Origin of the sequence: Pantoea trifolii, from assembly GCF_024506435.1 — a bacterium.
Lineage (GTDB): Bacteria > Pseudomonadota > Gammaproteobacteria > Enterobacterales > Enterobacteriaceae > Pantoea > Pantoea trifolii.
Genome location: NZ_JANIET010000001.1, coordinates 2,777,693 through 2,790,611 on the forward strand (window position 1 = coordinate 2,777,693; position 12,919 = coordinate 2,790,611).

The 12,919-nt window shown below is 54.2% G+C and carries 12 protein-coding genes; 7 read left to right on the plus strand and 5 right to left on the minus strand.

What is annotated here, in order from left to right:
- Positions 1-82: 82 nt before the first annotated feature.
- Positions 83-949, minus strand: coding sequence for a DNA-binding transcriptional regulator YeiE (gene yieE, locus NQH49_RS12890; protein WP_256696911.1), 867 nt, complete (start codon positions 947-949; stop codon positions 83-85).
- 139 nt (positions 950-1,088) lie between these two features.
- Between yieE and NQH49_RS12895 the strand changes: the two genes are divergently transcribed.
- The gene (locus NQH49_RS12895; RefSeq protein ID WP_256696912.1) at positions 1,089-2,132 is read left to right on the plus strand and encodes a YeiH family putative sulfate export transporter; all 1,044 of its coding nucleotides are present in this window, start codon (positions 1,089-1,091) and stop codon (positions 2,130-2,132) included.
- 56 nt (positions 2,133-2,188) lie between these two features.
- The gene (nfo, locus tag NQH49_RS12900; RefSeq protein WP_008104999.1) at positions 2,189-3,034 is read left to right on the plus strand and encodes a deoxyribonuclease IV; all 846 of its coding nucleotides are present in this window, start codon (positions 2,189-2,191) and stop codon (positions 3,032-3,034) included.
- Between the two features lie 57 nt (positions 3,035-3,091).
- On the opposite strand, the gene fruA is transcribed toward nfo, so the two are convergent.
- The 4 genes from fruA to NQH49_RS12920 form a co-directional block, all read right to left on the minus strand.
- Complete coding sequence (gene fruA, locus NQH49_RS12905) at positions 3,092-4,789, minus strand: PTS fructose transporter subunit IIBC (RefSeq protein WP_256696913.1); 1,698 nt, start codon at positions 4,787-4,789, stop codon at positions 3,092-3,094.
- Positions 4,790-4,805: 16 nt separating this feature from the next.
- Positions 4,806-5,744, minus strand: a complete 939-nt coding sequence (gene fruK / locus NQH49_RS12910; protein WP_256696914.1) for a 1-phosphofructokinase — start codon at positions 5,742-5,744, stop codon at positions 4,806-4,808.
- Positions 5,741-6,871 carry a fused PTS fructose transporter subunit IIA/HPr protein gene (fruB, locus tag NQH49_RS12915; protein ID WP_256696915.1) on the minus strand — a complete coding sequence of 377 codons (1,131 nt, stop codon included), beginning with the start codon at positions 6,869-6,871 and terminating at the stop codon, positions 5,741-5,743. The genes fruK and fruB overlap by 4 nt, the downstream gene beginning before the upstream one ends.
- Before the next feature lie 279 nt (positions 6,872-7,150).
- Entirely contained in the window at positions 7,151-7,405 is a 255-nt protein-coding gene (locus tag NQH49_RS12920) for a YkgJ family cysteine cluster protein (protein ID WP_008105007.1), read from the minus strand.
- Positions 7,406-7,557: 152 nt separating this feature from the next.
- Between NQH49_RS12920 and yeiP the strand changes: the two genes are divergently transcribed.
- From yeiP to NQH49_RS12945, 5 genes are all read left to right on the plus strand, one after another.
- On the plus strand, positions 7,558-8,133 hold the full coding sequence (gene yeiP / locus NQH49_RS12925) for an elongation factor P-like protein YeiP (protein WP_256696917.1): 576 nt from the start codon (positions 7,558-7,560) through the stop codon (positions 8,131-8,133).
- A 106-nt stretch (positions 8,134-8,239) separates the two neighbouring features.
- Positions 8,240-9,214, plus strand: coding sequence for a CobW family GTP-binding protein (locus NQH49_RS12930; RefSeq protein ID WP_256696918.1), 975 nt, complete (start codon positions 8,240-8,242; stop codon positions 9,212-9,214).
- 45 nt (positions 9,215-9,259) lie between these two features.
- Complete coding sequence (locus NQH49_RS12935; protein ID WP_154181557.1) at positions 9,260-9,967, plus strand: phosphatase PAP2 family protein; 708 nt, start codon at positions 9,260-9,262, stop codon at positions 9,965-9,967.
- A gap of 513 nt (positions 9,968-10,480) precedes the next feature.
- Entirely contained in the window at positions 10,481-11,056 is a 576-nt protein-coding gene (gene mepS / locus NQH49_RS12940; RefSeq protein WP_008105015.1) for a bifunctional murein DD-endopeptidase/murein LD-carboxypeptidase, read from the plus strand.
- 282 nt (positions 11,057-11,338) lie between these two features.
- Positions 11,339-12,904, plus strand: a complete 1,566-nt coding sequence (locus NQH49_RS12945) for a cyclic di-3',5'-guanosine monophosphate phosphodiesterase PdeN (RefSeq protein WP_256696919.1) — start codon at positions 11,339-11,341, stop codon at positions 12,902-12,904.
- The last annotated feature ends 15 nt before the right edge of the window (positions 12,905-12,919 follow it).

Genomic DNA, 12,919 nt, shown 5'->3' on the forward strand with positions numbered 1-12,919 from the left:
GCTGTATAGCATTCACGTCGGGTTATTAGTTACCTTCATGATCGGCCAGGAATTATTAGCCGCAGCGTGTTGAGCGCTGCGATTATTCGCGGCAATACGACAGGAAACGGCTCAACGCTTTGGAGACATGCTTCTGTCGATGATGGATGCGATACAGCGTACGCGTCAGACGCGGCAGCGGGATCACTACTTCCACCAGCGTGCCGGCTTCCAGCAGATCTTCAATCACCCGCCGCGACAAACAGCTGATGCCCATGCCGTGACGCACCGCATGTTTAATCGCCTCTGAGTTGCCCAACTCCATGCCGAGTTGAAACTGTGGCAGATGCGACAGCAGCAGATAATCCACGATCTCGCGCGTACCTGAGCCGCGCTCGCGCAGAATCCACGGCGCGGCGGCGAGTGTTTCCAGCGTAATCGGCTGCTGCAGGATGGCAGCATCCGGCGCGGCAAAGACCACCAGCTCATCTTCCAGCCACGGCTCGCTGATAATATCCAGCTCGTGACATGGACCTTCGATCAAGCCGATGTCGACGCGAAAATCCGCCACCGCATTAATTGCATCCTGACTGTTGCCGACGCTGAGCTCGAGCGGCAGCGCGGGAAAATCACGGCGATAGGCGGCAATCATGCCTGGCAGCAGGTAGTTGCCGATGGTGCTGCTAGCGAACAGGCGAATCGCCCCGTTATCTTCTTTAAACAGCTGTTCGATTTCGCCGGCCTGCTCCATCAAACCCACGGCGCGCGGATAGAGCAAACGTCCATGCTCATTCACCACCAGCCGCTTACCGACGCGGTCAAACAGCTGCACGCCAAGCTGGTTTTCCAAATCCGCTAACGCGGCGCTCACCGCCGACTGCGACAGCGCCAGCACTTGCGAAGCCTGCGTCGTCGAGCCGCTTTTCAGCACTTCGGTAAACACTTCAATCTGCCGCAACGTGATGTGCATGTGTTCCTCGCATATTACTTATTCTGGTTAATTATAAATATATTATCAATTTTACTTTTATACCAGTGCGGCGCACGCTTGAGGCAGAGATTGAATGTTAGAAGGTCGCCATAAATGGCGCCCCTACAGGAGAAAAAGTATGGCTGAGCTAAGCGTGAATAAAACCCCGTTTCATCTACATCATTGGCTGCCGGGTTTGCTGCTGACTGTCGCGATTGCCGGAATCGCGGCGTGGCTTGGCAATCAGTCGTGGCTGGCCGGTGCCGGATTCGGTGCGCTGACGTTAGCGATTATTTTGGGCATCGTGCTCGGCAACAGCCTTTATCCGCAGATTGCTGGGGCCTGTGACAGCGGCGTGCTGCTGGCGAAACAGCGCTTGCTGCGCCTCGGCATCATCTTGTATGGCTTTCGTATTACCGTGCAGCAGATTGCTGATGTCGGTCTGAGCGGCGTATTGATTGATGTGATGGTTCTCAGCTCCACTTTCCTGCTGACCTGTTTTATCGGCATTCGTTTGCTGAAGATGGATCGCGAAACCGTGTGGCTAATTGGTGCGGGCAGCAGCATTTGCGGCGCGGCGGCGGTGCTGGCGAGTGAACCTATCGTTAAAGCTGCACCGTCAAAAGTCGCGGTAGCGGTTGCCACCGTGGTGCTGTTTGGCACCGTTGGCATCGTGCTGTATCCGCTGTTGTGGTCGCTACTGCCGACTGTCAGTGCAGAACATTTCGGCATCTTCACCGGATCGACGCTGCATGAAGTGGCACAGGTTGTCGCTGCTGGACATGCGATGGGCGCAGAAACTGAAAATAGTGCGGTGATTGCCAAAATGCTGCGCGTGATGATGTTAGCGCCCTTCTTGCTGATTCTGGGCAGTTGGCTGAAGCGTCAGCGTCGTCACAGCGCGCAGCAACAAGCGATCAGTTTCCCGTGGTTCGCGCTGCTGTTTATTGTGGTTGCGCTGTTTAACTCGCTGCATCTGCTGCCTGCTAACGTGGTTGGTGCGCTGAATCAGCTGGCGAATCTGCTGCTGGCGATGGCGATGGCGGCGCTGGGTTTAACCACACGTTTCAGCGCCTTAAAGCAGGCCGGTTTAAAACCGCTGCTGCTAGGATTGGTGGTGTTTGGCTGGTTAATTCTCGGTGGCGGCGCACTCAATGTGCTGGTGCAACATTTCATGGCGTAATCGCATCCGCTATAGTGGGCGTTTTGCAGTAGCAATCGCCCAATCAGGAGAGCGGCATGAAATATATCGGCGCACACGTCAGTGCATCAGGCGGCGTGGACCAGGCAGTTATCCGTGCCCACGAACTCGAAGCCACCGCGTTTGCTTTGTTCACCAAAAATCAGCGCCAATGGAAAGCAGCACCGCTGTCTGGGGAAGTGATCGATGCGTTTAAAACCGCCTGCGATCGTTACAACTTCACCTCTGCGCAGATCCTGCCGCACGATAGCTATCTGATTAACCTTGGCCATCCGGTGATGGAAGCCCTGGAGAAATCGCGCGAAGCTTTCCTCGATGAGATGCAACGTGCCGAGCAGCTGGGCTTGACCTTGCTGAACTTCCATCCCGGCAGCCATCTTAAGCAAATTGATGAAGAAGCGTGCCTCAAGCGTATCGCCGAATCGATCAACATCGCGCTGGATAAAACCAGCAGCGTGGTGGCGGTGATCGAAAACACCGCCGGTCAGGGCAGCAACCTCGGTTTCCGCTTCGAACACCTCGCTACCATTATTGAACACGTGGAAGATAAGTCGCGCGTTGGCGTGTGCATTGATACCTGCCACGCCTTTGCGGGTGGTTACGATCTGCGTACCGAAGAAGCATGCGCTGAGACGTTTAGCGATTTTGAGCGCATCGTCGGTTTCCAGTATCTGCGCGGGATGCACCTGAATGATGCCAAGAGCACGCTGGGCAGTCGCGTCGACCGCCATCACAGTTTGGGTGAAGGCAATATCGGCAAAACCGCATTTAGCTGGCTGATGAAGGATAAGCGTTTTGACGGCATTCCAATGATTCTGGAAACCATCAATCCGGATATCTGGAAGGATGAGATTGCGTGGCTGAAGTCAGAGCAGCAGGGTTAATTATCTGATAAAAAACAAAAAGGGAGCCGAAGCTCCCTTTTTCATGTCTGGCGAAGATTACGCTGCTTTTACCAGCTCTTCTTCCGGGCGTTTCAGGATGGCGTAGCCAAGGCCTGCCACCGCAGTACCAATCACAATCGCCATCAGATAACCCAACACTGGGGTAATCGCGCCTGGAATCAGCAGAACGAACAGGCCACCGTGCGGTGCCATCAGTTTCGCGCCAATCGCCATGGAAATCGCACCGGTTACCGCGCCGCCAATGATACAGCACGGCAGTACACGCATTGGGTCACGCGCTGCAAACGGAATGGCACCTTCAGAGATGAAGCACAGACCAAGCACCAGCGCCGCTTTACCGCCTTCCTGCTGACCTTTGTTGAACTTACGACGCGCAACAATCGTCGCCAGGCCCATCGCCAGCGGTGGCACCATACCGGCTGCCATAATGGCTGCCATCGGTGCGTAGGTTTGTGAACTGAGCAGACCAACACCAAATGCATAAGCCACTTTGTTCACCGGACCGCCCATGTCGGTACACATCATGCCACCGAGAATCGCGCCCAGCAGCACAGCGTTCGCCGTACCCATGTTTGCCAGCCAGGTTGTCAGGCCAGTCATGATGCCAGCAACCGGCTTACCAACCACGTAAATCATCAGCAAACCGGTTATCAAACTCGCTACCAGCGGAATGATCAGAATCGGTTTCAGCGCTTCCATACTCTGCGGCAGTTTTACTTTGCTGCTGAGCATCTTCGCGGCGTAACCGGCAATGAAACCGGCGATGATGCCGCCAAGGAAACCGGCGTTAATGCTGGTGGCGATCATGCCGCCAATCAAACCTGGCGTCAGACCCGGACGATCCGCAATCGAGAAGGCAATAAAACCGGCCAAAACCGGCACCATCAGCGCAAAGGCGCTGCCGCCACCAATCTGCATCAGTGCAGCCGCTAACGTGCCCGGCTCTTTAAATGCGGTGATACCAAAGGCGAATGACAACGCGATGCTCAAACCACCCGCGACCACCATTGGCAGCATGTAGGACACGCCGGTCAGCAGGTGACGATAGGCACCGGCTTTCTCTTTGCTGTCGCCCTGTGCGCTGGCCGCCTGATTGCCGCTCGGCTGATAGGTTTTCGCTTCAGCCTGCGCTTTATCCAGCTCCTGCGCGGTTTTCTTCAGCGCCAGACTGGTTGAGGTGCGGTACATCGGCTTACCGGCAAATTTCGCCAGATCCACATCGATATCCGCCGCGACGATGACCAGATCGGCTGCCGCCACTTCTTCTGGCGTAATCGCGTTGCCAGCGCCCACAGAACCACGGGTTTCGACTTTCACCCACCAGCCACGCTTAGTCGCTTCGGCCTGAATAGCTTCGGCAGCCATAAAGGTGTGCGCAACGCCAGTAGGGCAAGCGGTCACCGCCACAATACGTTTCTGACCACCGCTCTGCGCCGCCACTGGCGCGGCAGCGGTTGCAGCAACAGGCTGCCAGGTTTTGGCACTTGCTTTGGCTTGATTGATTGCCGCCTGCGGATCGCGCAGCGCTTGCTGCACATCCACCAGCGCCAGCGATTTACCCGCCAGCTCTGCGTCGTGCGGCGCATCATGACCAGCAACCAGCACCAGTTCCGCTTCGGCGGCATTATCGGTCAGCTTCAGTCCGGCTTGTGCCGCCGTCGCGCGTAAACGTTCCAGCGCCAGATGTCCTGAAGCCAGTCCCAGTGAAGAATCTTTTATCAGCAGCGTTTTCATTATCGCTCTCCTGCTGTTAGTTAACGGGTTGTAAGTCGACGCGCGCCATCATCGCGGCCAACTGGGTACGATCTTTAACGCCAACGTTGCTTTGGCTGACGGCCATCGCCGCCACTGCCGTCGCCAGACGCAGCGTGTGCTCGCTGGATTCACGCATCAGCAAGCCGTAAATCAGGCCGCCGACCATCGAATCGCCGGCACCCACGGTGCTGACCACTTCGCAAGCGGGCGGTTTGGCGATCCATTCGCCGGAGGCATTCACCCACAGCGCGCCTTCCGCACCGAGAGAAATCACCACGTGCGCAATACCTTGCTCACGCAGTTCATGTGCAGCACCGATCACGTCCTGCAGCGCAGGCAATTTGCGACCAGCCCAAATCTCCAGCTCGCGGCGATTCGGTTTCACCAGCCACGGCGCGGCTTTCAGACCGGCAACCAGCGCTTCGCGGCTGCTGTCGAAGATGATGCAAGGGCACAGCGTGCGCAGATCGCTCATCCATTTAGTGAATGCTTCTGGCGCCACGCCGGCTGGCAAGCTGCCGCTGACGCACACCATGTCGAACTGGCCCAGCCAGGTGAGTGAATCAGCGGTGAAACGCTCCCAATCCTGCGCGGTGACCTCAAAGCCAGAGAAATTCAGGTCGGTCACATCACCATCTTTTTCGGTCAGCTTGACGTTGATACGCGTACGGCCCTGCACCACCTGAAAACGGTTAGCAATGCCGAGCTCGCTGAACAGCTGCTGAAAGCCGTCCTGATTCTCTTTACCGAGGAAACCGCCGACGGTGACATCGATACCAAGATCTTTCAGCACCTTGGCAACGTTGATGCCCTTACCCGCCGCGTGCAGGCCGGTGGTTTTCACCAGGTTGACTTCACCGTGCTCAATTTCTGGCGTGTAACCGACCAGATCGTAAGCCGGGTTTAAGGTAATTGTTGCGACACGACGACTCATGCTGCCCCCTCGCCTAAACCGGCGTTAATGGCTTCTTCAATCGCGTTTAGCGCCTGCTGCGCATCATCACCGCTGGCGGTAAAGCGCAGGCGATGGCCTTTTTTCACGCCCAGCGCGACGACTTTCATCAGGCTGCGGCCGTTAGCCGGTTTACCGCTGCCATCGAGATTGGTCACGGTGATATCGCTGTTGAACTGTTTGATCACGGTAACCAGCGCCGTACCCGGACGCGCATGCAGACCGTGTTCATTGCGGATGGTGAACTCAGCGGTCAGCAGCTCGGCAGCTTCATCGACTTCGCTGGTCAGCAGCGCCAGAATCCCGGCTGCATCGGCCTTCAGCAGACGTTCAGCTTTGTTGGTCAACAGTAGGTTGCTGAGGTAGCCCAGCACTTCCAGCGGACGCTGATCGTTAGCCGCCACGGTCAGCAACAGCGCGACGTTTTCGCCCTGATGCTGGAATGGCCTAGCAGCGCGGCTGACTGCCACTGCGCTGCCGAGATTGCCGTTGGCGCTGTCGCTCAGCCAGATGCCCTGACCCAGACTTAGCGGTGCGCGGGAAATCACATCAGCAATAAAGGACGCGTCCACCGCGCCAGCAGTCTGCAGACGACCGGCGTTCAGAGCCTGTAAGGTGATTAAATCGCTGGCCGCCACATCAACGGCAATCAGCGAGGTATCGAATTTGAATTCTGCCGCCTGGTTTTCGCCCATCAGCAGCGCACGTAGATCTTCCGCCGAGGCGGTTTTCAGCTGTTCAGCAATGCTGTCGTCGCTTAAGACGTGGGTGAGCTGACGCAGCAACGCGAGGTGTTCATCAGACTTGGCGGCAATACCGATTGCCACATACGCTGTTTGCCCCTCGCCCCAATCCACGCCATGCGGGAACTGATAAACCTGTACACCGGTTTTCAGTACCAGGTCGCGGGTGTCGGTAGTGCCGTGCGGAATGGCAATCCCGTTACCCAGGAAAGTGGTGGTTTGCTGTTCGCGCGCCAGCATGCCGTTAACGTAGCCTTCGGCCACATTGCCCGCAGCGGTCAACGCAGCGGCAACCTGACGAATGGCCTCTTCTTTATTCTGTGCGCTAGCACCGGTATGAATGGCCTGAACTTCGAGCTGGAACATATCTCTCCTCGCTTGCTGTGTTGAATCGTTTCAGCTAGGTGTTGAAAAAAAATGCTCTGCATCGCGGACTTAGCCGGAATGACAACGCTGAAACGTTTCAGGGAATATGGTACAGCCACGTACAGCAGGCAAGAAAATGCGCGATCTGAGTAGCAGATTTTTGACGTTCCGCACACTTCATGTTGGATTTAAGATTTTTACGGACAGTCAGGCTGATGCTTTTGCTGTACAGACCAGCGGCATTAAGCCAAATTCTTCAGCTCTGCGTCAGCAACCGGTTCAAGGTGCAGTATCGGCTTCCAGTTTTAACAAAAACGTCATCGCGCTATCACGGCTGCTGCCGCACATTTCCGCGCTTGGTTGTAAGCCGGCGCAGACCGCAGGACGCAGCGGTGAACCAAAGATTTTGCAGCGCTGCTGCTCATCGAGCTGCACGCAACGCGTGTTGGCCGGCTTGCCGTGCGGCATGCCAGGAATCGGGGATGAAATTGAGGGGGCTGTGCAACAGGCACCGCACTGGTCACGACAAAACATCATGCGCTCCTGTAAACAATTCGCCGCGACAATAACAGTCTGAGGCCGCGAATGCCATGCACCGGAAACAATTTTACATTGCCTCGCTTGCCAGTTTTTCGCCGCACGAGTAACGTGACGCGCATTAACCTCCTGTCAGCGAGAAAACCACCATGCCAAAGGCAAATGAGATCAAAAAAGGGATGGCTGTCACCTGGAACGGCAAACTGTTGCTGGTGAAAGACATTGATGTACAGAGCCCAAGTGCTCGCGGTGCCGCGACGCTCTACAAAATGCGTTTTACCGATGTTCGCACTGGCCTGAAAGTGGAAGAGCGCTTTAAAGGCGACGATATTATTGACGCCATTTCACTTAGCCGCCGCGCCGTCACCTTCTCTTATATAGATGGTGATGAGTATGTGTTTATGGATGATGAAGACTACACGCCGTACAACTTCAAGAAAGATCAAATCGAAGAAGAGCTGCTGTTTATTCCTGAAGGCGGCATTCCCGGCATTCAGGTGCTGACGATGGACGGCCAGGTATTGGCACTTGAACTGCCTCAAACCGTCGATATGGAAATTGTTGATACCTCACCGGGCATCAAAGGTGCCTCCGCCAGCGCGCGATCCAAACCCGCTGTCATGAGCACCGGTTTATCCATTCAGGTGCCAGAATATCTGAGCAATGGCGAACGCATCCGTATTCATATTGCAGAACGTCGTTACATGGGACGCGCTGACGCATAACGTGCTTCCGTCCGGCCGCCGGTGATTGTTATAGTATAACAAGGCCGTGCGCGCCGGATGCCCCTCATCCGCGCGCGATTTATTCTCTTTTTTTGGGAGCCCTTTTGTGACGCGCGTAAACCTCATCACCGGATTTCTCGGTAGCGGAAAAACCACCACGCTGCTGCATCTGTTAGCCAACAAACCCGCCGACGAAAACTGGGCGATTCTGGTCAACGAATTTGGCGAAATTGGCATCGATGGCGCACTGCTCGCCGATCGTGGTGCCACGCTGAAAGAGATTCCCGGCGGCTGCATGTGCTGCGTTAACGGCTTGCCGCTGCAGGTTGGGCTGAACATGCTGCTGAAGCAGGCGAAACCCGATCGTCTGATTATCGAACCTACCGGCCTTGGCCATCCCAAACAGTTGCTGAACATGCTGCGTGCTGCGGTCTATCAACCCTGGATTCAGGTGGATGCCACCTTAACGCTGCTCGATCCACGCCAACTCGCCGACGCGCGCGTGGTGGAGAATGAGAACTTCCGCGATCAGCTGGTGGCGGCCGATATTATCGTGGCGAACAAAAGCGATCGCTGGAGCGACGAGGATCGTCAGCGTTTACAGGATTGGCAGCAGCAATATTTAGGTGAGCGCCAGCTGGTGGAAGCGGCCTGGGGTGCGATCGATCCCGCGCTGCTGACCCAACCCGCCTTGGCGGATCGTGCGGTTCCCGATGCAGCTCACCACCACCATGCTTCACGTCCTCAGGGCTTAGCCGCACTGAAACTGGATGGTCAGGCGCGCTGGCGTCGGGCGCTCAATGAAGGCCAGGGTTATGCTTCCTGCGGCTGGATTTTTGATGAGGAAACCGTGTTTGATACTATTGCCGCACTAGAGTGGGCGCGGCTTGCGCCGGTGGATCGCGTAAAAGGCGTACTGCGCACGGCGGACGGTTTAGTCAACATCAATCGCCAGGGCGAAGACCTGTTTATCGAAACGCGGCCTACTACGCCGCCGGATAGCCGCATCGAATTAATCCATCATCAGCCCGTAGACTGGAACCTTTTGCAGAGCGCCTTGTTGAAGATTCGTTTAAATTAGGTGCGTTAGCTTGCCCCGTTATTTTCACTTTGGATTTATTTTTTTATGCGCGCGTCACGATTAATCACCATCCTGCTGCTGAATGCGCTAGGGATAATGCTGTTTATTTCATGGTACCTGCCGCCCGATCACGGATTCTGGTTTGGTATCGATAAAGCCATCTTTTATGGCTTCAATGACCAGATGGTTGACCATCACGGCTTCGCGCTGTTAGTGGCCATCACTAACTTTCGCGGCTTCGATCTGGTTTCACTGCTGGCGATGGGTGCGCTGTATCTGTGCTTCTGGCGTCGCGAAACACCGCAAGGCCGCCGCCGCATGCTCGCGATTGGCATCACCATGTTGCTAAGCGCCGTGATCCTGAACCAGCTAGGCCATCTGTTGCCGGTGCAACACTCCAGCCCAACGCTGTTCTTTGACAATGTACATCGCGTCAGCGAACTGACCGGCATCCCAGCCAAAGATGCCTCGAAAGATAGCTTCCCAGGCGACCACGGCATGATGCTGATGATCTTCACCTGCTTTATGTGGCGCTATTTCGGCTTCCGCGCGTTTCTGGTGGGCCTGGCGATTAGCGTGGTGTTTGCGCTGCCACGCGTGATGGCGGGTGCGCACTGGTTTACTGATATCGCTGTTGGTTCGTTGTCGGTGGTGCTGGTTGGTATGAGCTGGTGCCTGTTAACGCCATTCAGCGACAAGCTCGTCAATTGGCTGGACCGTTCGTTGCCGGGCAAATATAAGCCGCGCCGTTAATTGTTAAGCGCGAGTGATCATAGAAGAAAAAGTCGATCGCTCGCGCTTATTTAAAACCTGAATAAACTATTAGCAAACTAACATTATTCAGGTAAAAGAAAAGATTATGATGAAAAACGCGGAACAATAGCTTTATCTGAATCTGTCCATCCCGAACCCTCTTAAAATCGGCCTTAGCGCCAGAATTACCCCCTTATTCCACCGCTGTTTGGTTATTAAATCGCTGCCAATTGTTGATAAACTAGCCATTGTGTTACAGATTGATTTCACATCGAAAAAACCTTTGAATATTTATATAAAAGCACTCGCCACGCGGTCTGTAATCGGTTAACCTCAAATCCGATTAGTAAGCAACAGCATAAAATGCGGTGCTTAAAGCTACAAAAATGTGTGCATTAACACATTTTAGTAATTAAGGATTTGTCTTAGACGGCCGTCCTTATTAATCTCAACCCGTTTTGTCATCTGGCTGACGACATTCTGTCGTAAGGAAACCGAAGGAATTCACGTACAATGGTCAAGTCTCAACCAATACTGAGATACCTCAGGCGGATCATTCCCGCAGTTGCTCTGGCAACACTTTTATCAGCATGTAGCAGCACCCATAACGGTCAGAACGCGAATAACGAGAATCATGAAGTTAACAACCAGAATGGTTTTTTACTTCAAGCGTCTCAGGACGAATTTGAACAGATGGTGCAGAACGTGGACGTTAAGTCCCGCATCATGGAACAGTACAGTGACTGGAAAGGTGTACGTTATCGCTTAGGCGGCGACACTAAACGCGGCATTGATTGTTCTGCTTTTGTTCAGCGCACCTTTCGCGAGCAGTTTGGTTTAGATTTGCCACGCTCAACGTCAGAACAGCAAGACACCGGCAAAGAGATTTCACGCAATAAATTGCGCGCAGGTGACTTAGTGCTGTTCCGCGCCGGTTCTACCGGTCGCCACGTTGGCATCTATCTCGGCAACGATAACTTTGTTCACGCGTCCACCAGCAGTGGCGTGATGATTTCCAATCTGAACGACAGTTATTGGAAAAACCGTTATCGTGAAGCGCGTCGGGTTCTCGCTAAAAACCCGAGCTAACGTATTCCTTTGAAGATCCTCTCAGCCAGAGAATCAGAAAACGCTGCCCCGGCAGCGTTTTTTTTCGCCCACGGTTTTTAACTCAAATCTAATCGATAAAAGTAATTGAGAATCAAAAATATAACGAGACATTCTTCGCGCTCTCGTTATATTCTCGTTGACTTCCTGATACCCAAATATCGCCCTTCAGACGCCGTGATTACAGCGATGTCGGCAGGACTCTGGGTAATGACCAAAGTGATAAACATAATAAAAAATGGCAAGACAAGGGGAATACACTCCATGCCACTTTCGGGGACATTAAAACACCACGCCAGCTACTCAAGACGCATCGCCTGGAGTAGCGTAATCATCGGCACATTGTTTTTTCTGCTGTTTGTCACCGTCCTGTTAACGCTGACCTGGCAAAAACGCGTACAGCAACACCAACAACTACTGGCGCACAGCCGTGACGATTTACAACAAGTCATTACAACCCTGGTGGATACGCTTTATCCACTGCAGCAATACACACAATTAACCTGCAGCAGCGTCGGCCGTGAGCTGACTTCTCGCGCTGCGTTTGCGGGAAATATCCGCGCCATCCTGCTGGTCCGCGACAGTAATGCTTACTGCTCTTCTGCAACAGGCAGTTTTTTGTTGGCTGCCAACGCGATATCGCCTGAATCTGAACTGGAACGCGATCGCGATATGCGCTTACTGGAAGGCACGCCATTGCTGCCAACGAAACCGGCGCTGGCGCTTTGGCTGAAAAATCCAGGTTCGGCAGAGACCGGCATTCTGGCCACCATGAACATCAGCCTGACGCCTTATCAGTTGCTGGCTTCCTATCATCCCGAAATCACCGGCATGGCGTTGGTGATCGGCAATAAAGCGCTACTCAGCGGCAGCAACAAAGTGGTGCACGCCAGTGATTTGCCTGCATCGCTGCATGAAATAGCTTTTAACAATAGCGACCTACACTTTGTATTGTTTGGCAGCACCTTAGCGCCACGCGATTACTCACTGACGCTGCTGACTGGGATATTATTTTCCTTACTGGTTTCCGCTTTGAGTTGGCTATTGCTGACTCGACATCAGCGTCCGGGTAAAGAGATTATGCAGGGAATCAAACGTGGCCAGTTTCACGTTGAATACCAACCGCTGGTCACCGCGCATGATGGACGACCATACGGCGTGGAAGCGCTGCTGCGCTGGACACATCCCACTGAAGGCATGATTCCGCCGGATGCTTTTATTAGCTACGCCGAAGCGCAAAACCTGATTATTCCGCTCACCCAGCATCTGTTTACTTTGGTGGCTCGCGATGCACAGTTTCTCTGTAAACAACTGCCGCGCGGCACACGTCTGAGCCTCAATCTCTCGCCGCTGCATCTCGCTTCTGAGAGTTTCCGTCATGATGTGCAGGTATGGATTAACGCCATGCCGCCTGATCATTTTAACTATGTGTTTGAGATTACCGAACGCACCATGGTGGGAGAGAAAAACGCCGGTGAGATCTTCGCCTGGCTGCACGAAAACCATTTCAAAATTGCGATTGATGATTTTGGTACCGGACACAGTGCGCTGATCTATTTGGAAAAATATCCCTTCGATTACCTGAAAATCGATCGTGGATTTGTGCAAAGCATTGGTACGGAAACCGTCACCTCGCCGGTTCTTGATGCGGTGCTGCTGCTGGCGAAAAAACTCAACCTGAAAACCGTGGCGGAAGGCGTTGAAACCGGCGACCAGGCGGCATGGCTGGTGAATCGCGGCGTGACGCATTTGCAGGGTTATCTGTTTAGCCGACCGCTAAGACCTGAAAAACTCGCCAGTTACTTCCAACGCCAGCGTGTGCTGAGTTAGCATCACGCGAACCCC